This window comes from Mycolicibacterium sp. 624 (assembly GCF_040548615.1).
Lineage (GTDB): Bacteria > Actinomycetota > Actinomycetes > Mycobacteriales > Mycobacteriaceae > Mycobacterium.
The window spans coordinates 717,902-740,636 of the sequence record NZ_JBEPRZ010000001.1; the positions used below are offsets into that span (position 1 = coordinate 717,902).

Consider the following 22,735-nt stretch of genomic DNA (forward strand, 5'->3'; position numbering starts at 1 on the left):
GCGCGCATCCCGCGCCCGTTCGTACGGTCGCGGTATGACCGAGATCGCAAGCACGCCATCGACCCCCGCCGTCCAGGACGGTCCCCAATCTGCGGCATGGCTGCGGATCATGGCCATCTTGTACGACCCGTTCCTCTGGTTCGGCGAGGTCGCAGGTATGCGTCGCCGACGCAGCGCCCTCGTCGGCGACGCTTATGGACGGGTCGTCGAGATCGGAGCCGGGACCGGGCTGAACATCGCGCACTATCCCGACGGGATCGCCGAGTTGGTGCTCTGTGAGCCCGAGCCGGGGATGCGCCGCAGGCTCGCACATCGCCTGAAGGGCCATGCCGGTGTCGCTCGGATTGTCGATGCCCCCGCGGAGCGACTCCCGATGGCCGATGCATCCGTGGACACCGTCGTCTCCACCCTTGTCCTGTGCACCGTCGACGACCCCGAACGCGCGCTCCGCGAGATCGCGCGCGTCCTCCGCCCCGACGGGCAGTTCCTGTTCATCGAACACGTGCGCGCGAGTTCGCGGTTCCTCGCCGCGTGCCAGGACAGGCTGTTCCGACCGTGGCGTGGCTTCGGAGGCGGGTGCTGTTGCAACCGCCCGACCGACGACCTGATGCGCGCGTGCGGGTTTGCCATCGAGGCCCACCACGACGTGTGGCGCGGGATGCCCGCGATCGTCCATCCGCTCATCGTTGGGCGGGCCACCCGCGCAGGGAAGCGTTGCGGCGCGCTTTGAGCGCTTCAGTCACCAACGGAATCTGCCAAGGGAACTGCACGATCGCAGCCACTTTCATGGCGAATGTGGACTCATCACTGCCGAACCAGTTGAGCGCCAGTTGCACCTTCGCAGGAATGACCGCGATGAAGAAGGCCGCTGCCAGGGTGGCACCCAGCCGTCTGCTCGGTGATGCCGCCAACATGCCTGCGATCACGAGCGCGACGGCTCCTGACGCCTGGGTGTACGTGCGTGCGCTACCGGGCAGCGCAGGAGGAATGATTCGGTCGAAGAAGGTCGGCGCGACGAAGTGCATCACACCGGCTGCCGCCAACATCCCCGCCAGCCGCCACGCCGGCCCCTGGGTGCTGCCCGAAGACCAAGAGCACGGCGAGGCTACGCTGATCACAGCTGTCACTCTGTTAACATCGCGCCGTGCCGGACTCGCCGTGGACTGCCAGCGGGCGGCAATCTCGCCCGATTTCCCGGCGTGACGCCCTGCGCTACGCCACCGCAATGTCGGCGCTGGCCGGGATCGGTGCCGCCGCGGCCGGTGCCGCCATGCCTACAGCCGCGGCCGCCGCTCCCACTCTGATCGACTTCGCCATGCGCCAGATTCCAGCCCAGGACATCCGAGCTGCGGGGCACTCCGGAGTGATCAACTACGTCTCGACGTCGCGGCCCGGCTCGTCCTTCGGCGCCAAGCCGATCACGCTGCCCTACGCCCAATCACTGTCCGCCGCCGGTTTGGTGATCGTCAGCAATTTCCAATACGGAAAGCCCGGCGGGACAGCCCCTTCGGACTTCACCCGCGGGTACGCCGGCGGCGTCGCCGACGCCAAGACCGCCTGGGCCCTGCATACCGCAGCAGGTGGCGGCCAGAGCGCACCGATCTTCTTCAGCGTCGACGACGACATCGACCGCAACACCTGGAACAACGTGGCACTGCCTTGGTTTCGCGGAATCAACTCGGTTATCGGCGAAATGCGCACCGGGATCTACGCCGGTATCAATCCCTGCCAGTGGGCTATCGAAGACGGCGTGATCGGCAGGTCGGGCTCGCCCGGCAAGGCGTGGATCTGGCAGACCCGGTCATGGTCCAAGGGCCAGATCCATCCGGCCGCGGTGCTCTACCAGCGGGTCATCGACACCGCCTCGAATCCGGGACCGATCGTCGGAGGCATCCGCGTTGATGTCAATGACGTGCTGGCCCAGGATTGCGGCCAGTGGAACATGCACCCCTAGAGGCTCGAGCGCCGAGCACGCCGTCGTCGCCTATCGCGTGATGAACTCCAGTGCGTCCGGAGCTTCGGTGAGACGCCGGAGTCCGGATGCCTCGACCACGAAGTTGTCCTCGATCTTCAGCACGGTCTCGACGCCATCGACGGTGACGGTCACCTCGGGTTCAAGCGCGATGACCTCGCCCTCGGTGAGGGTGACGTCGTCGTCCATCAATCCCGGGGTGAACAGCGTCGGCAATTCGCATATCCGCAGACCGACACCGTGACCAATTGCGTACGGAGTGCCGCGTAGCCCCTGGCCCTGCAGATAGTTGTTCAGTTCCGCAAGGAGCACCGATGCGCGTACACCGGGCTTGGCGAGGGATTGCACGTGCTGGTAGGCGTGGATGAGATGTTCATAGGCAGCGCGGATCTCGGGTTTTGGTTCGCCGAGGAATCCGGTACGCGCGGCGTCCGAGGCGTACCCGCCCACGCCGTAACACCCGATGTCGAAGAAGAAGGGATCACCCTCGCGGAAACGCCGGCCCGCGGCAAACCAGTCACCGCTGCCGTTGCGCAGGTTGCACACCGAGTGCGTCACGAACTCGACGCCGGCCGACTGCTGGAACGCCATCGCGGCAGCGAGCACGTCGTGGTCCGTCCCGCCTACGTGCGCGGCGGCCAGCGCGGCTTCCATCGCCCCGGCGTTCACCCGCGAGGCGGCCTCGAGCAGCCGCACCTCGATCGGGTGCTTGGCCCGGCGCAGACGGTGCAGCAGCGTCGAGACCGGACGAAACTCCACGCCTGGCAACGCTTCCTGCAGGCCGAGCAGGAGTCCCGGGTCGATGGCATCAACTCCGATGGTCCGCTGACCGCCACGTGAGAGCACGTTGGCGACGATGCGAACCCAGGTCAAGGGATTCGCGGAAGCCGCGGCCCAGGACGGGACGGGGTGTGCCCGCGTGATCCACGGTTGTGTGGCGTACGGGTCGGGGATGACCTCGTCGATGTAGGGCAGGAACACCTCCGCTTCGCCATTGCGGTCGACGGAGACGGCGAACCACTCCGACTCGTTGGTGAGATGAGCACGGAAATCGGTCGCGTACCGAATGTGGTCGGGGCCCGTCAGCAGGAGCCCGTCCAGGCCCTCGTCGCCCATCATGGCCGAGACACGCTCGAAGCGGGCCCGGTGCAGTTCCACCGCGTCGTACTCAGGCCAGCGATACATGTTGTTGGTCATATCTCTTGCTCCTATTCGTCAGCGATAGATGAGAGTTGGCGATCGACAGGGGCCGCGCCCCTACCGATCGGTGAACAGCGAAAGGCGACCACGCCGAGCAGGCCTATACCGACCGAGGCGATCAGCGGTGCGAAGTTGACCACCCAGAGCTCAGCAGCCTCGCGCGGCCAGAGCACGTTGACGATCTCCAGTGCCAGCCAGACCAGGGCGATCCAGGCGACAGCCAGCCCGAACCGGCCGAGGAACAGGGGCTCATCGGGGTGCCAGTTGCCGCGGATCCGCGCGATGGCGAGCCCGAGCACCGGGAAGGTGAACGCGGCGTAGAAGCCGACGGTGGTGAACGCGACCAACAGGGTGTTGATCTGCCCGTTCTGCAACGGCAGGAACATCAGGATCGAGACGACACCGGTCACCACAATCGCATTGACGGGCAGTCTGCCTCGGCCTGACAGTCGTTTGAGCCATGAGGCGAAGGGCAGCTCATTCTCCCGGGCATTGGCCCAGATGAGCCGGGACGCTGCCGCCTGGATACCGACGAGACTGGCGAGGAATGCGACGGCAAAGAGCATCAGAATGCCCTGGACCGCGGCGGGCGGTAGATGAGCCGCGAGCACCGCGATGATCGGGTCGCCGTCGGATGTGGCAAGCAACGCGTCGAGGTCCGGGATGGCCAGGATGATTGCGAAGCTGGTCAGCAGGATCACCAGCCCAACACCGAGGAGGGAGAACACAATGGCAAGGGGCACAGCGCGCTTGGGGTTCTTGACCTCCTCGGCGATGCTGCTGGCGCTTTCGAACCCCAGGAACGACCAGCCGGCCAGCGCCACCGTGAGGACAAACGGCGTCAGCATGAACGGGGTGCCGGGCTCGGCGGCGAGCCCCTCGAAGAGTATTGCCGGAGTCTGCTCCTGCTTCGCGATCAACAGATAGACGGCCACGCCGATCGAGCCGATCACCTCTGCTGCAATGCACGCGGTGGCAACGACTTTGACGGCGGTTCGGCCGGCCGCGTTGATCGCCGTCGTGATGATCAGCAGGACGACCGCGATGACGGTGAGGACCGAGGGCGAAGCCGTGTCGAAGCCCAACAACATCGCGACGAACACGGCGCCACTGTAGGAAACCGAGCTCAGCGCGATCAGGAGTGCCCAGGTGTACGCCCAGCCGGCGAACCAGCCGTACTTCAGCCCCACGAGGCGGCGAGACCACTGGTAGACACCGCCGGCCAGCGGCCACCGCGAGGCGAGCACACCGAGCGCGACGGCGACCGTGAGCTGGCCGAGGAGGGTCACCACCCATCCCCACCAGAAGCCCGGCCCGATGGATTGGAGTCCGAGCCCGAAGATCCCGTACATCGCGACGATGGGCGAGACGAAGACAAAGGCGAGCGAGAACGCCGACCAGAGCGTGAACTCCCGCTTCATACCGCCATCTGGGGCGGCGTCGACAACGACTGCGCTGCCTGGCATTTCGCGGGTCATGCTTCTCCTTGTCGAACGGCGGCGGCATCAGCCGTTGCCACGGCATCTCGATGGCCCCCCAGCCATGTGGCCGTCACCCTGGCTGAGATCAGTTCGGCGGCGGTCGGGTGGTCGGACAGCCCCGAGACGACCGTGAGATCAGCCAGGAAGCCCGGAGCGATGCGCCCCCGATCGTGGTCGGCGAACTGCGTGTACGCCGCTCCCTCGGTGGCGGCGCGCACGGCCAGGGCGAGATCCAACCGTTCCCCGGGTAGCCAGCCACCTGTGTCGTCGCCGCACTCGTGACGCGAGATCGCCACGCCGATCGCTTCGAGCGGGCTCGGTGTGGTGATCGGATAGTCGCTCGATGAGGCGATGCGCACACCGGAATCGGCGAGCGTGCGGAACGGGTACTGGGTTTCGGCGCGTGGCCCCTCCAACCGATCGTTGGTCAGGTAGCGCACCACCGAATCCAGCTTGGCCCAGTACGGCTGGATCGCGACCGTGATGTGGTGGCCCCGCATCGCGGCGATCTCGGGCCCATCGACGAGTTGGGCATGCGCGATGACCGGACGCCGGTCTCGGGGCCCGTTCACGTGCTCGGCGTTCATGATCGCCTCGACCGCGGCTTCGACAGCGGCATCGCCGATTGCGTGGATGTGCAGTTGGAAGCCGAGCCGATCAAACGCCGCCGCGGCCTCACGCAGCTCGCCGGCCGGCCAGGCGGGAAGCCCGCAACACGATGTGCCGTGGTACGGCTCCTTGACGTGCGCAGTGCCGCCCTCGATGATCCCGTCCGCGAAGAACTTGACGGTATCCGCTCGCAGCAGCTCGATGCCTGCGGTCTCGATCTCGAGGCGAGCCGCGACGAAGCGGTCGAGTTCGGCACGCCAGTTGTCAGGGTCTGCGCGGAAGGCGAGGTTGAGCCGCACCGGCAGACCCGCTCGTGCGGCCTGCAGATAGCTTGGCACGTCGTCGAGTTCGACCCAGGCGTCCTGCACGGACGTCACACCCGACTCCCGAAGCGTCTGGAGTCCCCGCATCAGGGCCTCGGCGGTGTCGTCGGTGGTTCGCCGCGGAAGGGCGCGCAGTACGGGGAGGAACGCACCCCATTCCCGGAGCGTGCCGGTGGGTCGGCCGTCGGCATCGCGCTCGATCACTCCGTCGCGCGGTTCCTGGCTGGCTGTCGTGATCCCGGCGGCGTTGAGGGCGGCGGTGTTGCACCACATGGTGTGGATGTCGCTGGAGCGCAGTGCGACGGGCCGGTCGGCGACCACGGCGTCGAGGTCGCGCGCGAAGTAGCTGGCCTGGCGGTCGATGCTCAGGTCGAAACCTTCCCCGACGATCCAGGGCAACTCGGGGTGTTCTGCGGCGAAGGATGCGACCGCCGCCACCGCCTCCTGCACGTCGCGCGCCTGACGCAGCTGGACACCGGCGAGTTCGAGGCCACCGATCAACGGATGCGCGTGCGCGTCGACGAAGCCCGGGAAGACGGCCGCCCCGCCGAGATCAATGACGGTCGCACCCGCTGCGGGCGGCACGGCGGCGAACTGGACCGCGGCGATGTGGCCATCCTCGATGGCGATGCTGCCGTCGACCAATCGCTCGCCGTTCCAGATGCGTCCGCCGACGAGCACTTGCCGTCCCACCTGCACATCACCCACCTTCTGCGCCTCCTCAGCCACGTCTGCCTAACGTGATTAGGAAAAGCTAGCAGAGTTAGGCAAAGCTAGTAAGATTAGGAACAATCTTTCCTTTCTGGCCGTGGTGCTAGCGTGAGGAATTTCGCTGGACGGACGCGGAAGGACGACGATGGCAGCGCCGAAGAAGATTCGGGCGCACCTGACCGAAGATCGCATTGTCGACACGGCGCTGGACATCATGCGTGACGACCCCCGGGGCACCTTCACCCTCGCCAAGCTCGCCCAACGGCTCGGTGTGCAGACCCCGTCGATCTACAGTCACGTCCCGAGCAAGCAACACATCATCGAGCGGGTGCGCTCGCGTGTTGTCTCCATGATCGACTGCAGCGCGTTTGCCACCAAGGAATGGGACGTCGCGCTCGCCGAATGGGCCCGCTCATATGCCGCGGCGTTCGTCCAACACCCCGAGACCATCCCGTTGCTCGCGACCAGTCCGGTCCAAGCCCCGGAACTGGTCTCCCAGTACGAGGTGGTGGCGAAGGCGCTACTCGCCGCCGGCTGGCCCCGATCCGAGATCATCCCGACGTTCACTGTGGTGGAGAGCTTCGTACTGGGTTCGGTGCTGGACCTGATCGCACCCGTGGAGATGGTGCAGCCCACCGAGGGGAACTACCCGGTGCTGGAGTCGTTGCTTGGCCGCGACTCCTTCGACGAGGCGCGGGCGCGGAGGACCTTCGAGTTCGGCCTCGAGACGCTCATGACCGGATTCCGAGCGCGCCTGGACGTGGTGCGGTCCGAGGACGGCGACCCTGCACTCGTCGACTAGCGGCGTGGCGTCGTGGTGATGTGGACGTGGTCGAAGTGCCCATAACCCGAGGCTTGCGGACCGGCTGGCGTGTAATACGTGCCACGCCAGATCACATCCTGTAACCCCAGCCGGGCCGAATTACTCATCGCGAACGAGAGAATTGCGTCTCCGAGCGCGATGCCCTCGGGGCTCTCGGGGTTGGGAATCATGATGTCGATCGCCAGCCCGCTCGGATGCCACGGCTTCGAGTCCGGCCGGACGCCGTCGATATCGGCGATCTGGGGAAACTGTGCGCTGACGGCCCGGGCGGCCACGATCGTGTTGGCCTGCAACCCGGCCTCGGACGCGACGCCGACGGGCAACGCCTCCGGGATGTCGACGCGGGCGGCTGCGAGGGACGGGTCTCCAGGAGCGGGCGCATTCGGCGGCGCAAGCGGGCCCGCGTTGTCGACCACCGCTTGCTGTTGCGGCGTCAATCCCGCGTACTGCGCCTCTGCGGCGGCGATCTGACGCAGCAGTTCACTCCACTTGGCCTGCAGGTCTGCGCGCACCGCGGACGCCCGCTCGGCCGCGGCGCGGGCGTCGGCCGCCGAGCTCTCCGAGGCCCCGGCAGCGGTGGCCGCACGCGCACGTGTGGTTTGAAAGGCCTTCATCTGTGCGGCCGTCTCGGCGGCCACCACCCGCTGCAGCGACAGGTGGTCGATCAGTTGTTGCGGGGAGGATGCGGTCAGCACCGCCGCCATCTGGCCGTTGCCGCCACTCATATAGGTCATCGCCGCCAGCCGGTCGGCGGCGGCCTGATAGGGCTGGAGCTGGGCGTTCGCGACCTCGAGGGCCCCCAGGTCGACGCGGTGGCGGTTTTCGGCCTCGGTCTGGGCCGCCAGCCTGGCGTCGACATTGCGTTGGGCGGTTGTGACGGCCTCGCGGCTCTGCACCGCCTGCCGGGACAACTCGTTGAGTCTGGACAGCGCGTCAGCCGCAGGGTCCGCCTTCACGTCGCTCAACGACATGGCCAGCACCAGCACCGCAGCCGCCGAACCGCACACCGTTCGCCGCAGTGAATGGCGCACCCGGGTCATTCGGCTTGTCACGATCCTTCGCTGCAAGGACCGATCCTGGCCCGGCTATCCGCTGTCTCGGACAGGCTACGAACTGGCATCGGCGATGTCCACCCGTCGATTGGTATGAATCCCGACCGGCGGGCTGTTCGGTGTCGACTTTGCCAAAGAGCGAGGCCTGCGGGCTAAGCGCACCCGACGCCGTCTGAGCCCGCCGATTAGGCTGGAGCAACCGGTGGGGCCTGTTGGCCCCGCTCCCCTGGATCAGGATTTGCTCGGAGGAGACTTATGCGTCGACGGCTGCCGAACCGGACGATGGCGAGCATGGCCATCGCCTGTGTGGCACTGCTCGTCAGCGGATGTGAGGCACAGGTCTGGGGTATGCCGCCGGCCGCTGAGGACATCCCGCAGGCGACAGTCGGCGCCCCGCCGGCCTCGCTCCCGGTACTGCCCGAGGCCCCACCCGCCCCGCCGGCGGCCCCACGCGAGGGACTCGACGGACTCGACGCCCGCGTCCGTCAAGCCACCGCCGAAGCGGCCGAGTCTGGCGCGGACATCGAGACCGTTGTGATGGACCGCGACACCGGTCAGATCGTCTCCAACGGGGTCAACACGCCCTTCCCGATCGCGTCCGTGGTGAAGCTGTTCATCGCCGACGATCTGCTGCTGCAGGAGTCGGAGGGCAAGACGACGCTGTCCGCTGCCGACCGCAAGTCACTCGACATGATGCTGCGCTCCTCCGATGACAGCGCCGCCCAGAACTTCTGGGATCGCAGCGGCGGGAACGCCGTCATCGCCCGCATCAAGGCCCGGTACGGGTTGGCGGGCACCACAGCGCCCCACAACGGGCACTGGGACGTAACCACAAGTACCGCAAGCGATCTGGTCCGCTACTACGACATGCTGCTGGACGGCACCGGTGGACTGCCACCCGAACAGGCCAACGTCATCATCAACAACCTCGCGCAATCCACTCCGACGGGCAACGACGGGTATCCGCAGCGGTTCGGCATCCCCGAGGGTCTCTATGCCGAGCCGGTTGCGGTCAAGCAGGGCTGGTTCTGCTGCTGGAGCGGCGCCAATCAATTGCATGTGTCCACAGGCACATTCGGACCCGGACACCGCTACGTGATGGCGATCAGCTCCCTAGACCCCACCAGTGAGGCCGCTGCCCGCGACAACATCACTCAGGCCGTCAAGACGATGTTCCCGGGCGGCAAGGTCTAGCGGTCGCTGGTTCTTGCAGGCCGGAGAGCGCTGTTCGGTGTCGTTACAAACGGCCCCTCTCCGATGAGGGTCGCCTGTCCCCCAATCGAACATCTAGTGGATGCGGCCTCACTGCGTGAAGCTGCGCTTCGCTGCTGGTTCGAGCTGGACTGATCCGCCCGATCCACCGCCGGTTCCTCTCGAAAGCCAAGCGTTGCAGGAACTCTCAACTCTCTGGCACACAGTGAAGAACGAGCTGTTTGCCTCCGTCCACACAATTTTGGCTCCAGAGACGACTACTGGATAGCCAACCTTTCGTCCCGTACCGACGGCTGAAGTGGCGCGCAACAGCACCGGTGAATTCCCGCATGGGACAGCGAACAACGTGCCGCAGTTTTTCTATGGTTTAGGGCGAACTCTTTCAACCGCTGGATCGCGGTGTTATTATCGCACCGCGAACAGCGTTGTGGGGGCGCTGCTCGGAGCATCAGGGGGATTCTTGATGGTGCACATTTCCAAACAATATGGCGCCGCTGGCTATTCAGCCTCGCCTTGTGTCCCGGCACGGACCGGGTTCACCACTGAATTTCCTTGTCGCAACCTGCGATTGATGCATTCATTCTCGGCCGTAAGCGCTCTGGGCAGAATCACCGCCTGGCATCGTGTGCGCTGTTCAAGACGAGGATGACACTCACATTTGGATGGCACTCAATGTGTGAAAGGGAGGGAAATACGAATGAGTACCGATGACACCAGCAAGTCCCCGGAGGAACCCGGCGTCGAGGTTCTGGAGATACCTTCTGACAAGCTTGACGAAGCGGCCGAGGCGCTGAAGCCGTTACTCGGCGATGGCGGCCCGGAACCTCGCTTGAGTGGAACTGGCTGCCGACATACGACGGGCGGGGACCTCCATTGCGGAGACACAGACCAGGTTTGAGTGGCTCAAGCGACGCGTGCAGGTGGTGCCCCTTACGGCGGCTAGATTGAAGGATCATGCCGCAGTGAACGAAGACCGACCCCTCCCGTTTGTGGCTGAAGTGGCTATTGAATGGACTGAAGCGGATGAAGGGCCGGTCCCGGGAATCGATCCTGGTCTTGTATTCAGGGCGCGAGCACCTCTGACGGGGAACGTATTGGTCACTGGCGGATACAACGACGTCCAATTTTCAGATATCGGGCTCACGGTGTGATCCTCATTCTTTCCAATGCCGTCGATGACGGACATGTCCCTGCGGTGGCTGCCGAGCTATCGCGCCGAGGAGAGGAACACCGGCTCTTCGATCCGTCAACCTATCCCTCGAGTTCGGTGGCGACAGTGCGCAGTACCCGTCTTGGCCTTCAGCAACTCTTGCTGTGGAACGAATTCGAACTCGACTTATCCGAAGTCAAAAGCGTGTGGTATCGACGGCCAGGCGACTTTGATCTTTCCGACCAACTTTTACCTGGCGAACAAAAATGGCTACATTCGGAATGCAGCCATTTGTTTCGCGCGATGTGGAATGGCATGCATTCGCTGTGGATAAGCGACCCCTCAGCAATCCGGGCAGCCAGCCTGAAGTTGATTCAGTTGAAAGTCGCTACAGAAATGGGCTTCGATGTTCCACAGTTTGTTGTAACGAACCAGGTCGATACTGCACGCGAATTCATCTCGTCGTGCCATGACGGCGCGGTGCTAAAAGTCTTGGCAGACCCAGTTTTGTTAGGTCAGCATGGGGTCGGCATGTTCTTTACGCACCTTGTATCACGCGGTGACCTTGACAAGATTGATTCGGTTCGATTTGGTCCAACATTTCTGCAAGCCTTCGTCGAAAAATCGATGGATGTGCGGGTCACCGTGTTTGGCGAAACGCTATTCGCTATTGGCATACAAACGGCTGGCGTGGAGATTGCGCGCATCGATTTTCGCCGAGCACACGCTTATGATCTCCCCCACGTCGAAATCGTCTTGCCGGACAACATCAGTACCCTCTGTATCGAACTAGTAAAGCGGCTCGGTCTCAATTTTGGTGCTATCGACCTTTTGCTGACACCCGACGGACGGTATGTGTTTCTAGAGATAAATCCAAACGGCCAGTGGTACTGGCTGGAATGGATGACCGGTGTTCCGATGACAAAGTCACTCTGCGACATGCTCTCGAAAGGCCGCGAAGGATGAACGAGCGTGAGCGACGACTTGATTGCAGCGAAGTCGAGTTCCGCAGGGGCGTTCGCCTAATCACCCATTGTTGATACGTCCACATCCCCGAGATGGACAGATAATCCGCTCTTCGTCCGTTCAATCCACACTCGTGTTGCATCCAGCGGTGGCGGGCCATGCTGTCCTGAGGATTCGAGATAGGCGGTTATGCCGGCCGAAACGTTGACGGTGTGAGTTCCGATTGGGACGCGGACGACTGGATCTTTGGATGCCGTTGCAGCTGCACCTTCATCAGTCGATTCATCAGCAGAATGCTGACCAAGTCCATCGCCAGCTTGCATTCGGCCCTCCGAGGCTTAGCGCGAAAGTTCTGTCAACCATACTGAAATCTGCCGGGGTGACTCGTCGATACGGAATTCATTCCACCGGTATGCGACAGCTTGCATCCACCCCTGCTGGCGAGCATCGACAGCTTCCCGCCTCGACTCGAGCACGCCCCATCGACGCTGGGTTGCGGCGGATCCACGATCTGCTTGTGCGGAGTCATGGCGAGTCCGCCGACTGGGAATTCCGCGGTGCCAGCGCGATATAACGGCGCCGTGGCGCCTCGCAAGGGCCGTACCACCGGCGACTAGGGCTTTGGGTACCAGCCTGGAATGTTCTCCGGCGTGCGGGGGAACGCCTTGAGATCGTCAAGGTAGAGCGCCTGGGCGAGGCCGTCGATGCCCTCCCACGCGGGCTGTTTCATCCAGTCGTAGGTGAATGCGGCTGTGCCGGTCCTGGGAATCGTGACCTGGGCGGTCAGCCAGGCGCCTCGCTGCGGGTCAGCGGTCGCTTCCCGAATAGCGAACATTGCCATCCCCGCCCGTCCTGAGATCTTCGGTCCAAACCCGCTGCTATCCCAGGACTGGGTATACCCGAGGGTGCCAACGTTGCCGCAGACATCCAGGTTGATTACTGTCCAGTCCGCGCCAGGATTGCAGTCCCTTGATGGCCTGGACGAATGCTTCTTCCTCTGCGCTCACGCTTGCTCCTAGTTTCTGGATGGTTGGGCCTGGAGTTGGCCGTTGACCTCCGTCCAGCTGTGGACGACCGGGTGCAACCCAGAGTTCAGCTGAGAACACCGATGTCGCGTGCCAGCTATAACGGCGCCTCGCTCTCGCCTATCTGCAAATCCAGGTTGAACTGCGCTCATCTTCAATGATCAAAACGTTGCCTACACGTGTAATACACTTTACGCCAACGCTTTTCGTTTGTAAGCATGTGCAGTGAGGGAGGCGCTGTCGTTCTGATCGCGATCGCGCGTGTCGTTCACGGCGCGACGAAGCAGTACGTCCGCGCCGGTTCGGGGTAGGACATCACCCGGGCCGGTGAGGGGCATCCGACAGCTTCGCTGGTGCCGTCAACGCGGCGGGCGACTCTCACGTTGGCGACGGAGACGATGCAGTCGGCTGGAGCGAAGGTACCGGCGATGGCGTAGCAGTACCCCTCATGCAAGTTGAGCGCGAAGCAGTGTGTGCGCACCTCGTTGATCAGCGCCGGGTAGAGGGAGCTGTTGCGTGAGCCGTCCGGGCACGTTGCTTCGCCGTCGCCTTTGGACACCAGCTCCATTGTGGCATCGGAGCGGCGGCAGTCGACAGGCTCGGCATCCATGCGGCCCTGCGCGTAGGCCTGCGCGGTGATGCACTGCCCGACGTCGACACTGCGCACCTCAGCTGTGGGGCGCGGCACCGCGAGTGTTGACAAGACGTGCAAGGCGCCGAGAACCAGCACCACCGCGCCCACGACGATGAACACCGTTCCCTTGCCTGGCGGTTGGGACGGCCGCGGCGCGAGATCCTCGTAGTCGTAGTCGTAGTCGGGGTCGTAGTCGTCGCGCAGGCGGGGATCGAACTCGTCGTCGAAACCGCCTTCGCCGTCGGGCGAGGCCTGCGGGTGAGGCAGCCGGTCATCGTCGCCGCTTCTCCAACGGTCGAAGGCGCGACGGCGATGGATGCCGACACGCAGCAGCAGCGCGCCGACAATCGGAAAGATCAGCGCGAAAGTGGCCCCGCCCAGCCGATAGGCCCACCATCCGTCGGCTAACACCTCGACCAACGCAACTCCCCCTGATGTGTGTTCTGCGCTGGCAGCCTAACCGCCGCCGGGAGCGGACATGCCACGTTCTCTGGATCCGAGGACAGCGACATGGCGCCCGCCGGGAAGCGTTGAGGGAACTGAGAGTTCAACCGCGGCGGCCACGCCGAGTAGCGGTAGCCGGTGTGTACGGGGCGAGAAGGACGTCGTCGATGAGTTGGCGGTAGGTCTCGTCGACGGCGCTGGGGTCGTCGGTGGTGAAGTACTCGATGACGAGTCCTTGGATCGCGGCGAGTGCCAGGCGGGATCGAGCTAGGGCGAGCTCGGGCGGCATGCCGATGGCTTCCAGACGGGCCTGTGAATTGCGGACCAGATGGGCCAGGGTCGCTGCGGTGTACTCGGCGTACGGGCTGTCCTGGCCGCACGCGGCACCAAAGACTTGCTCGAGAATCCTCACGCTAGCCCGCTTCTGGCCGCGGGTGACCACCTGCCAGTCGTCGAGGCACCATTGCCGGAACTCCTCGACGGTGGACAGCAGGACGGTCTCGACGACGACCTGTCGGCGGAGCACCGACAGGATGAGGTTCTCCTTGCTGTCGAAGTAGTAGATCAACATGCGGGCGCTGGTCCCCATCTCAGTCGCCAGTGACCGCAGTGATGTGTCGACCACGCCGGTGCGCGCCAGGACTTCGGTGGCCTCGTCGAGGAGGTTTTCGCGTTTCGCGTGGTCGATCGGGCGAGGCACGCCGATTACTGTAACAATGCTTCGCCTTCGAGACGGCGTGCCCGCGGCTCCCTCAATGTGCTCGACAAGACCGGCTTTCAGGCCCCGGTCCTGATGTGCCCCGGGCTCCACAGTCCGCTACGGGTGGCGGTGCCAAGGGTGATGTCCGCCCGCTCGGCGTCGACGACGGGCTCCAGTCGGCGCAGCGACCCCCAGTCCTGGCCCCAGTCATCGGAGAGGTAGGTCGGCATGACCTGAGCCCGCAGGAGTAGGTCGGTGATGCCCAATAGGCCGCCATTGCGGCCGTCCTGCCAGGTGTCGGTGTCATTGTGTTTGGGTCGGTAGTCCGGGGAGATCCGGTAGCGCGGTACCTCGGTGACGCCGTTGACGTGCTGCATGGGGCGCTGGCACGGGAAGACGAAACCGACCGCCCAGTCCAGCAGCACGGGTTGTTGGGAGCCGACGAACTGCTGGACTGATCGCAGCTCCGGTGCTCGAGGCGGCGTGATCGCGACCCAGTCACCGGGGTTCAACGAGTGATCCTCAACGATCACCCGCACCGCGATGGCATCGCTGGGGAAGTCGGAGCGGGCAAAGCGCAGGTTCCGCCACGACGGCGTGGGCCCGACGTCGTCAGGGACGAGACGCCCTGCGGCCGTTGGTGACCCGCCGGGACCCATGCGTGCGTATTCGAGGTCGACGCGCTGACCGTCCGTATGACCGTGGGCGACGCTGTTGCCGCTGATCGTTCCCGCCGCGGTCACCACGATGAGGGGATGGGCCTTGTCGGCGGGCGGCAACGAGTACCACGCGGACGTCAGTCGGCTCTGCTGCTGCGGACCCGCCGTGTAGCTTCCGGCGACCGGAACGCGCGCGGGGTCCAGGCCGTATGGCAGAGGGACGGTGGATCCGTTGATTCCCGGCGTGGTGAGCGTGGTGGGCGCGTCCCAGTCGTAGTCGGTGCCCGGCATCGGTTGACTCGCCCAGATCGACTCGGCCACCGAGTGAATCGGCACACCGTTCGCGGTGAAACCGGTCGACTGCTCTGCACCCACTGGGCCCAGTGGCCCGGCATTGCCCGCCAAGGGCGTGAGGAAGCCGGCGTTCGGATCGGGCTCGACGAGAACGTAGTCGGCCAGGCCGCACCCCCCGGTCAGTGACCGGGCATTGGCGAGACCGTTGGAATAGCTGGGGAATTGGCGCACCACGCCAACGGCCATGGATCCGACGAACACCATGACCATGAGCGCGGCGGCCGCCACGATGGGGGCATGGGTCACGGCCCCGGCGACCTTGCTCTCACCGCGCTCGGGTGCGAAGTGCCAGCGGGCGGCCCACACGGCGGTGAGGGCGAACAGGCCGAGGAAGATGGTGCTGATGGTGATGCCGCCGATCGAGGGCATCGAATTGCCGAATGGCACACCAAAATTTGATACGTACCACCAGCCGTTGATGGACGAGAAGCACAGTCCCAGAACCGAGCAGACGACGGCGACGAACGCCATGCGATTACGCGGTGACCGCATGACCTGACGCGACACCAGCACCGTGGCCAGGGCTGCCATGGCGGCGCCGATACCGGCGACCAGTCCGAAATGGTGGATCCACTTCGTGGGGGTGAACATCAGGGCGAAGATGGTCGCGAAGAAGATGCCGATGAGTCGCCACACCGGACCACGTGCGATTCCGGGGATCCGCTTGCGCCGCAACATGATGAAGACGGTCGTGAGAACGCACAACATCGTGACGAGGAAGCCGAACCGGCGTGCGATCGATGCGTCGGTCGTCGGCAGGATGAGGTAGTAGTACCGAAGGTTTTCGGTGTACCACGCCTGACTGGGGCCGATCGCGGTCCGAATCCGGGTGGCCTCGATGACCGAGGCCAGCGTCTGATCGGCGAATACGACCGTCAACACGACGAACCCCGCGGCAGCCAGCGGCGCCAACAGTGGCAACAGACCGGTGTTGGCCCGCCTGCGGGCCACGATGCGCAGTATGGGCCGACCGCCGGCGAGCAGTGCCGCGACCGCGATCAGTCCGGTGGGCTGAATCCCGAGGGTGAACGCCGCCGCCACGATGGCCAGCGCGGCCGGGGTGAGTCGACGCGAGATGATGGCCCGCTCGATGAGCACGTAGGTGATCAACGCGCCGGTGACGATCTGCCCCTCGGGGCGCAGCCCATTGTTGAACGGCATCCAGGCGCCCAGCAAGACCAGTGCTGCCGCCCACATCGCCGACCTGCTCGTCGCGACTGCGGGCCCCAACCGCGGCAGGACTTCTCGGGAGAGCAGCAACCAGCACACCAACCCGCAGATCAGGTCGGGGAGACGCATCCAGATGCCGACGTCGCTGACGTTGTGCATCCAGGCCAGGACACCGTAGTACCAGCCGAACGGATCCTCCGGACTGCCGAACCAACGGTGATAGTTCGACATGTAGCCCGCGTGCCCCGCGGTGCGGGCGTACTGGCTCTGGTAGCCGTCATCAGAGGAGCCCGCGCCGATCACATGCCACACCACGAAGGCCGTGATGACAACCACGTCGACGACGCTGAATGTCCGCCACCTGGTTGGGATCAGCCGCTGCATCCGGCGACCATCAGCCCGATCGAGGCGCCACAACGCAAGCAACGCGACGATCGTCGCGACGATCCCGCCCAACATCGCAGCCCGCTTGATCGGTGTCGGGGTGCTGCTGAACCGGGTGTCGATGGTCGCGGTGAGTGACAATCCCGGCGGTACGGGCCCGGACAGATCGGTGAACACTCCGACGATCGTCGGCCGCAGGTTGGGGTCGGCGAAGCCGGTGCGCAGGTCCTGCCCGGTCGCGGCCTCGGTGAGGCCGACGAACGTAGCGAACGTGCCCGCCTCCGAGGACGTGATCTCAATGCGTTGACACCCTTCCGACAACACACGATCGCGGGACACGCTGGCCACTACCACGTTTCGATCGATCACATCGACACGCTCAGCGGAGGCCGAGACGAACAATCCGTTGAGGGCAGCCTGCTTACCGTCCTGCGGCGCCGTGCCCAACACCAAACCACCAGACGGGGGCAACCGGGAGATCACGTCGCACGGCACGGTCGCCGCCACCTCGACTGGGGACTGCGAGATCAGCGGCGCCGTGACGCTGTTCAGTTGCCCGCCCTGTGGCCAGCTCAACGTCGCGGTTGTCTGCACCACCGGCAGTAGCGGCGTCACCGCCGACAGCAGGAAACCGACGATCCCCGCAATTGCCGCGATCCAGCGGGGCAGGGCGGCAGTGGACCGGGCACTGCCCGACGGGTGGTTCACCTCGAAAGGTGTTGGGCCGCCGCAATCACAGGGCTTCGATAGCCCGTCCAGACCTGAGCACCCACCGAAATCCTCACCCTCGAGTTGTAGATGAAACAACTGCTACAGTCAACTCGACAGTCCGCGCGGGCAGTTCCGGTGACTGGTCGAGCGCGGTGCAGCACTATCCCTTGGTTGCTGTCAGGACTTCTAAGGCGACAGGCTCGGTGAACTGCCCACTCGGCTCGATCGCGAGCAATGCGTCGGTGACTTCCTGTTCGAATGCCGGCCGCCTGTCGCCCAGCAGTCGGCGCAGTGGCAGTGAGGTCGAGTAGAGATAGCCGATCGCCTGTTCGATCGTCCACGCACGCGTGAATTCATAAACCTGCCGACGCACGTGGCGAAACGACGAGCGAGCCAGCAGCTCCTCGTGCGGCTCGCCGGCGTCGGACACGTTCGGGCTGCCGGCCCGCCAGTCAGTCGGCAGGAAGCGGTCTTGGAAGGCCTCGATGGCGTGCTGCCATGCCGTGGTCGGCCGGACGAGGCAGCTGTCGTTGGCGATCACCAGCCCGCCCTCGGGATCGACCATGCCACCGAGCGCCGTCAGGACGCGTTCGCGGTCCATCCAGTGGAATGAGCGACCCATGGTCACCAGCCTGAAGCGTCCGAGCTCGCCCGGAAGGTCCGCCGAACTTCCCTGCGTCCACGCCACATTGGTGACGTGCGCCGCCTGCGCTTGTCTAGCCGCTTCGGCGAGCATCTCGGGCTCGGGGTCCATGCCGACAGCTTCAGTGACGTGCTCAGCGAGCGGGAGGGTGAGTTGGCCGGTGCCGCAGCCCAGATCGAGAAGTCGCCCAGTGCCATCGAGGTGGAACCGGGCGACTAGATCGGCGAAGAACGCCGCCGGATAGCCGGGCCGGTATCGCGCGTAGTGCCAGGCCGTTCCTGTGAACAGGCCGTCACGGGGTCTGCCGAGAGAGTCGGTCACGCTCGCCACCCTGCCCTTTCCGATTCCGGGACGGAAGGGCGATATGAAGTCAGACACGGGCCGGGTTCTCTCGTTCGGACGATGAGGTCTCCGTTCTGCGCTGCAGCGGTGGCCATCAGGTCACCCTCGGATGAGCCGTGGGTGACCCAGCTCGTTGTTATCGATCAGAATGGTGGCTCGCTGTTGTGGCTGGCATTGGTCGAAGTAGCGGCGCTGGGCGTGCACGTAACGCCTCATGTCGGGGTGATCGGGATCGGCGGGCGTACCGTCACGCAGAGCCATCCGGCGTGCCGTCTCGGTGAATGCCACATCGAGGAACACGGTGACATCCCAAGCATCCACCAACTCGTCGCGATGCAAGAAGATGCCCTCGACGATGAGGACGGTGTTCGGTGGTGCTACTTGGTATCGCGGATTGACGATGGTGTCTGTGGTGTGGTCGTAGGACTTGGTGCGGTAGCGGCGTGATCCATTGGGCGCGAACGGTTCGAGGACATCGGCGCGGAAGCGCTCGTAGTCGTAGGAGTCAGCCCAAAACCCCTCTGGGGAGTGGCGGCCCTGTCGATGGCGAACCGATGTGGGGTGGTGGAAGTCGTCGATGGAGACACTCACCACCGGGTGGGACCGGTCAACGTGGAGGAACTGGGCCAAATCGTGTGCGAAGCGGGACTTGCCAGCGCCGTCGGGTCCATCGACACCGATGCGCCAGCACCGTCCATCACCCAAGATGGGGATACGGCGGGCTATAGCCTGGAAGACCTTGGGCTCACCCATCACCTGCCGCTTCTGATCGGACGCATGAGGATTCGGTATCCAACTGGGTGGCCGCCCTGGATAGTCGACCACTCTCCCGCGTCGTCAAACCCGAGGCGGCCGACCAGATTGAGGCTGCGCTCGTTCCACGCCTGGATGACGGCGCGAAACTGCTTTTCCGGGTAAGCCTCGGTGAGATACGTCAGCACGGCCTGGCCAAAGGGGACACCGTGGCCGTGACCGACCAGATCGGGCTCCATACCAAGACCGATGTCGACAACGGCAGGGTCCGCAGTCAAGCCCGGGACTCGAGCCGCTTCACCGACACAACAGAAGCCCACCAAGCGCTCCCCCGAGGTGACTGCGAAGTAGTTCACCAGATCCTCGAGAATCGGCTGCGCTGAGGACAAGTCGTAGATCGACCATCGCCCGTCGTAGCGCCAGGCCGCCACCCGGTGAGCGTCATGTTCGGTCATCGGCTGAACCTGGAACCCGCCGAGGGCTGTCACGATCTCTGGTGGAGGGCGTCGGTGAAAGCCGTCGAAGACCGGCCCGCCGAATTCCTTGAGTATCGCCAGCGCGACGCCGTGCATCCGTTTCGGATCACCTGCTGCGGCGGCGCGCATCCCATCGGTCAGGCTGGGCGCGTACCGCGTATCCGCGACGTGATCGAGGGCAACGATCTCGCGCAACAGCCACTTACCACTTCCGCTCCACCGCCGGTTAGCAGCCAGCACAAAATCGCCCACCGCCCACGTCAGAGCCACAGCCACGATCAGCATCTCGTCATCGCTTCGAGCGGCGGCCATGTCAGCGAGCATGTCGGTGATCGCGTAGCGCTGACTCTCCAAATCGGGGTCGGTCGCTGAATGTGGGCCGTCCAGGTCGAGCTGGTGCATGGCTGCCTGCAGCCGTCGGCCAGACCCGTCCCGGTCGATCAAGATGATGGACGAACCCACCAGACGCATCGTGGTCGGCCGCCGGCGACCGCGGTCCTGGGCACAGAAATGCAGGAGCGATTCCTCGGTCTGCACGAAGAACTCCACCGGCCACCCATCGAGCACTTCCGAGGACCGGAATGGCGCCGGCGGTCCGTCCAGGAGCACGGTGATGTCCAAGTCCGACGTCGAGGTCTGCTCGCCTGCCGCCACGCTTCCGCCGAGCCAGGCCGCGCGGGCCTCCGGGAACCGCTGCATCACCAGACGCTCCGCGACGACCGTCCACTGCTCACCCATGAACCCAGTGTCAACTCTGCCGGGGCATCACCGCGACGACTCCATCGAAATCATCGATGTGGAGCGTGGTCTGGCTGTAGGCGTAGCGCAGGTTGGCGTTGATGAGTTCGCCAATGCGCTGAAGCAGGTGATTTGCGAAGCGGGCAGTGTGGGCAAGGGTTCCTTGGGAGTTCCTCGCTAATCTCGCCGCTTGGAAGTCCCGGAGGTACGCATCACACGCGGGATGGTTCAACTGCCGACCGTCGTCTCATCGTCCAGACAACCGTAGGCAATATCGCCACGCCACCCGGGAGACTGTGGAGCCAACTGACTCAACTTTGCCGATGACCAAGGCGACTCGATGATGCAGCCTGCATCACCGCCGGCGTGCTGTCCTATGGCCGCGCGGGTAGTTGCACGGTGACGCGAAGACCGCCGGCAGTGCGCGGGGTCACGGTAAGGGCTCCGTCATGTGCCTCGGCGATGCTGTTCACGATTGCCAGGCCAAGGCCGACACCTTCGTGGTGCGTGCGGATGCGTTCTGCGCCGCGTTGGAATGGCTCGGCGAGCGTGGAAACCGATTGTGGGGTGAGCTTTTCGCCGGTGTTCTCGACGGTGAGCATCACGCTCTTGGAGTGAAGACTGGTCGTCACCCACACGGTGCCTTGTTCGCGCCGGTTGTGGACGATCGCGTTGTGAACGAGGTTGGTGGTCATCTGCAGAAGGAGCGCGGGCGAGCCGATCGCAGGGGTCACGTCGCCGGAGGTCTCGAAGGTGACACCATGCTTCTCCGCCAGGGGCAGGAGTGTCTCAGTGGCTTCTTCGGCGAGGAGTGACAGGTCGACGAGTTCTCGGGTAAAGGACCGCTGGTCCGCGCGGCTGAGCAGCAGCAGTGCTTCAGTGAGGTCGATCGCTCGGCTGTTGATGGCGTGGAGACGCTCGACTAGTTCGCCGGTGTTGTGGTTGCGATCGTGGCGGGCCACGTCGAGGAGAGTCTGGGTGATCGCCAGCGGCGTCCGTAGTTCGTGGGAGGCGTTGGCTGCGAATCTCCGCTGTTCGGCCACGTGAGCTTCGAGCCGTTCCAGCATGGTGTCGAAGGTGTCGGCGAGTTCGCGGAACTCATCTCTGCGGCCCGGTAACCGGATCCGGTGCGAGAGTGATCCGTTGGTGGCTACCCGGGTGGCTTCGGTGATGCGCGCCAGGGGATTGAGCATCCGGCCGGCGAGAAGCCACCCTCCGACGAGACCGAACACCAGCAGGAACGCCAGCACTGCGGCCGCAGCGGGAGCGAAGGCATGCAGGAGGTTGGATCGGATGGGAAACACACCATCCGTCATCGTGTTGTTCGTACTTCCGGGGATGATCTTCATACGGTCGGGGACGTAGCGCAGTAGGAACAGCCACACGGCGGCGAGCAGCAAGGCCCCGGCGAACATAAGGAACCCCGCGTAGCTGAGGGTGAGTTTGAGGCGGACACTCACCCCAGGGGTTCTATTCACCGACGCCTCCTTCATGTTTGGTGCCGGGTGCCGCGTCGATGCGGTAGCCGACACCGGCCACGGTGGCGATGATCCAGGGTTCGCCCAGCCGTTTGCGCAGCGCCGAGACTGTGATGCGAACGGCGTTGGTGAACGGGTCGGCGTTCTCATCCCACGCACGTTCCAGTAGCTCTTCGGCGCTGACGACACCACCCTCGGCAGCGACGAGAACTTCGAGCACCGCGAACTGCTTCCGGGTGAGCGCGACGTAGCGGCCGTCGCGGTAGACCTCGCGCCGGAAGGGATCCAGCCGCAACCCTGCGATCTCTCGCACGGGTGGTCTGGAGTTTGCGCGCCTGCGGTCGAGCGCTCTGAGGCGCAGCACGAGCTCTCGGAGTTCGAAGGGTTTGGTGAGGTAGTCGTCGGCGCCGAGTTCGAACCCGGAGGCCTTGTCGTCGAGCCGGTCGGCAGCGGTGAGCATCAGGATGGGTGTGCCGCTTCCGGACGCGACGATGCGTTCGGCGATCTGGTCACCGGAAGGCCCGGGAATGTCGCGGTCCAGGACGGCGATGTCGTAGGCGTTGATGCTCAGCAACTCCAGCGCGGTGTCGCCGTCACCGGCGATGTCAGCGGCGATCGCTTCCAGACGCAACCCGTCGCGGATAGCGGTCGCCATGTAGGGCTCATCCTCGACGACCAACACGCGCATTCTCTCAACCTACGAGCCATCGCATATCGCCGGCATA

At 64.7% G+C, this 22,735-nt stretch carries 19 protein-coding genes; 5 read left to right on the top strand and 14 right to left on the bottom strand.

Features of this window, described 5'->3' with window-relative positions:
* The first annotated feature begins 34 nt into the window (after positions 1-34).
* Positions 35-730 (top strand): class I SAM-dependent methyltransferase, encoded by a 696-nt coding sequence (locus ABIA65_RS03190; RefSeq protein ID WP_354522589.1) that lies wholly within the window; start codon positions 35-37, stop codon positions 728-730.
* On the opposite strand, the gene ABIA65_RS03195 is transcribed toward ABIA65_RS03190, so the two are convergent.
* Positions 681-1,046: a DoxX family protein gene (locus ABIA65_RS03195; protein ID WP_502919532.1), complete on the bottom strand. Its 366-nt coding sequence runs from the start codon at positions 1,044-1,046 to the stop codon at positions 681-683. The two genes, ABIA65_RS03190 and ABIA65_RS03195, sit on opposite strands and share 50 nt — an antisense overlap.
* Positions 1,047-1,225: 179 nt before the next feature.
* Here ABIA65_RS03195 and ABIA65_RS03200 point away from each other — a divergent pair, with 179 nt between their 5' ends.
* The gene (locus tag ABIA65_RS03200) at positions 1,226-1,954 is read left to right on the top strand and encodes a DUF1906 domain-containing protein (RefSeq protein WP_241405928.1); all 729 of its coding nucleotides are present in this window, start codon (positions 1,226-1,228) and stop codon (positions 1,952-1,954) included.
* 30 nt (positions 1,955-1,984) lie between these two features.
* Here the strand turns inward: ABIA65_RS03200 and ABIA65_RS03205 are convergent, their stop codons facing one another.
* Genes ABIA65_RS03205 through ABIA65_RS03215 form a run of 3 tightly spaced genes read right to left on the bottom strand, consistent with a single transcriptional unit; the run spans position 1,985 to position 6,314 of the window.
* A complete protein-coding gene (locus ABIA65_RS03205; RefSeq protein ID WP_241402051.1) occupies positions 1,985-3,169 on the bottom strand; it encodes a M24 family metallopeptidase in 1,185 nt (394 codons plus the stop codon).
* Between the two features lie 11 nt (positions 3,170-3,180).
* Positions 3,181-4,650, bottom strand: a complete 1,470-nt coding sequence (locus ABIA65_RS03210) for an amino acid permease (protein WP_354522591.1) — start codon at positions 4,648-4,650, stop codon at positions 3,181-3,183.
* Positions 4,647-6,314 (bottom strand): amidohydrolase, encoded by a 1,668-nt coding sequence (locus ABIA65_RS03215; protein WP_354522592.1) that lies wholly within the window; start codon positions 6,312-6,314, stop codon positions 4,647-4,649. Before ABIA65_RS03215 ends, ABIA65_RS03210 begins: the two co-directional genes overlap by 4 nt.
* A 127-nt stretch (positions 6,315-6,441) precedes the next feature.
* Between ABIA65_RS03215 and ABIA65_RS03220 the strand changes: the two genes are divergently transcribed.
* Positions 6,442-7,098 carry a TetR/AcrR family transcriptional regulator C-terminal domain-containing protein gene (locus ABIA65_RS03220; RefSeq protein ID WP_241402054.1) on the top strand — a complete coding sequence of 219 codons (657 nt, stop codon included), beginning with the start codon at positions 6,442-6,444 and terminating at the stop codon, positions 7,096-7,098.
* On the opposite strand, the gene ABIA65_RS03225 is transcribed toward ABIA65_RS03220, so the two are convergent.
* Positions 7,095-8,159 (bottom strand): VldE C-terminal domain-containing protein, encoded by a 1,065-nt coding sequence (locus ABIA65_RS03225; protein WP_354522593.1) that lies wholly within the window; start codon positions 8,157-8,159, stop codon positions 7,095-7,097. The two genes, ABIA65_RS03220 and ABIA65_RS03225, sit on opposite strands and share 4 nt — an antisense overlap.
* Positions 8,160-8,426: 267 nt before the next feature.
* Here ABIA65_RS03225 and ABIA65_RS03230 point away from each other — a divergent pair, with 267 nt between their 5' ends.
* Together ABIA65_RS03230 and ABIA65_RS03235 are read left to right on the top strand one after the other, a co-directional pair.
* Positions 8,427-9,365: a serine hydrolase gene (locus ABIA65_RS03230; protein ID WP_354522594.1), complete on the top strand. Its 939-nt coding sequence runs from the start codon at positions 8,427-8,429 to the stop codon at positions 9,363-9,365.
* A 1,165-nt stretch (positions 9,366-10,530) separates the two neighbouring features.
* Entirely contained in the window at positions 10,531-11,499 is a 969-nt protein-coding gene (locus ABIA65_RS03235; protein WP_354522595.1) for an MvdC/MvdD family ATP grasp protein, read from the top strand.
* A 613-nt stretch (positions 11,500-12,112) separates the two neighbouring features.
* Here the strand turns inward: ABIA65_RS03235 and ABIA65_RS03240 are convergent.
* From ABIA65_RS03240 to ABIA65_RS03280, 9 genes are all read right to left on the bottom strand, one after another.
* The gene (locus ABIA65_RS03240) at positions 12,113-12,340 is read right to left on the bottom strand and encodes a hypothetical protein (RefSeq protein WP_354522596.1); all 228 of its coding nucleotides are present in this window, start codon (positions 12,338-12,340) and stop codon (positions 12,113-12,115) included.
* A gap of 452 nt (positions 12,341-12,792) precedes the next feature.
* A complete protein-coding gene (locus ABIA65_RS03245; protein ID WP_354522597.1) occupies positions 12,793-13,578 on the bottom strand; it encodes a hypothetical protein in 786 nt (261 codons plus the stop codon).
* Positions 13,579-13,705: 127 nt separating this feature from the next.
* Positions 13,706-14,302, bottom strand: coding sequence for a TetR/AcrR family transcriptional regulator (locus tag ABIA65_RS03250; protein WP_354522598.1), 597 nt, complete (start codon positions 14,300-14,302; stop codon positions 13,706-13,708).
* Positions 14,303-14,379: 77 nt separating this feature from the next.
* Entirely contained in the window at positions 14,380-17,577 is a 3,198-nt protein-coding gene (locus tag ABIA65_RS03255) for an arabinosyltransferase domain-containing protein (RefSeq protein ID WP_354522599.1), read from the bottom strand.
* 163 nt (positions 17,578-17,740) lie between these two features.
* Positions 17,741-18,544, bottom strand: a complete 804-nt coding sequence (locus ABIA65_RS03260; protein WP_354522600.1) for a class I SAM-dependent methyltransferase — start codon at positions 18,542-18,544, stop codon at positions 17,741-17,743.
* Between the two features lie 120 nt (positions 18,545-18,664).
* A complete protein-coding gene (locus ABIA65_RS03265; protein WP_354522601.1) occupies positions 18,665-19,318 on the bottom strand; it encodes a nucleoside/nucleotide kinase family protein in 654 nt (217 codons plus the stop codon).
* The gene (locus ABIA65_RS03270; RefSeq protein WP_354522603.1) at positions 19,318-20,532 is read right to left on the bottom strand and encodes a nucleotidyltransferase domain-containing protein; all 1,215 of its coding nucleotides are present in this window, start codon (positions 20,530-20,532) and stop codon (positions 19,318-19,320) included. Before ABIA65_RS03270 ends, ABIA65_RS03265 begins: the two co-directional genes overlap by 1 nt.
* 374 nt (positions 20,533-20,906) lie before the next feature.
* Entirely contained in the window at positions 20,907-22,010 is a 1,104-nt protein-coding gene (locus ABIA65_RS03275; RefSeq protein ID WP_354522604.1) for a sensor histidine kinase, read from the bottom strand.
* A complete protein-coding gene (locus ABIA65_RS03280) occupies positions 22,003-22,698 on the bottom strand; it encodes a response regulator transcription factor (protein WP_354522605.1) in 696 nt (231 codons plus the stop codon). Before ABIA65_RS03280 ends, ABIA65_RS03275 begins: the two co-directional genes overlap by 8 nt.
* Positions 22,699-22,735 lie beyond the last annotated feature (37 nt).

Coding starts and splice junctions, on each gene's coding strand:
- ABIA65_RS03190 (WP_354522589.1), top strand. CDS start 35: ATGACCGAGATCGCAAGCACGCCATCGACCCCCGCCGTCCAGGACGGT.
- ABIA65_RS03195 (WP_502919532.1), bottom strand. CDS start 1,046: ATGTTGGCGGCAGCCGGTGTGATGCACTTCGTCGCGCCGACCTTCTTC.
- ABIA65_RS03200 (WP_241405928.1), top strand. CDS start 1,226: ATGTCGGCGCTGGCCGGGATCGGTGCCGCCGCGGCCGGTGCCGCCATG.
- ABIA65_RS03205 (WP_241402051.1), bottom strand. CDS start 3,169: ATGACCAACAACATGTATCGCTGGCCTGAGTACGACGCGGTGGAACTG.
- ABIA65_RS03210 (WP_354522591.1), bottom strand. CDS start 4,650: ATGACCCGCGAAATGCCAGGCAGCGCAGTCGTTGTCGACGCCGCCCCA.
- ABIA65_RS03220 (WP_241402054.1), top strand. CDS start 6,442: ATGGCAGCGCCGAAGAAGATTCGGGCGCACCTGACCGAAGATCGCATT.
- ABIA65_RS03225 (WP_354522593.1), bottom strand. CDS start 8,159: ATGACCCGGGTGCGCCATTCACTGCGGCGAACGGTGTGCGGTTCGGCG.
- ABIA65_RS03230 (WP_354522594.1), top strand. CDS start 8,427: ATGCGTCGACGGCTGCCGAACCGGACGATGGCGAGCATGGCCATCGCC.
- ABIA65_RS03240 (WP_354522596.1), bottom strand. CDS start 12,340: ATGGCAATGTTCGCTATTCGGGAAGCGACCGCTGACCCGCAGCGAGGC.
- ABIA65_RS03265 (WP_354522601.1), bottom strand. CDS start 19,318: ATGGGTGAGCCCAAGGTCTTCCAGGCTATAGCCCGCCGTATCCCCATC.
- ABIA65_RS03270 (WP_354522603.1), bottom strand. CDS start 20,532: ATGGGTGAGCAGTGGACGGTCGTCGCGGAGCGTCTGGTGATGCAGCGG.
- ABIA65_RS03280 (WP_354522605.1), bottom strand. CDS start 22,698: ATGCGCGTGTTGGTCGTCGAGGATGAGCCCTACATGGCGACCGCTATC.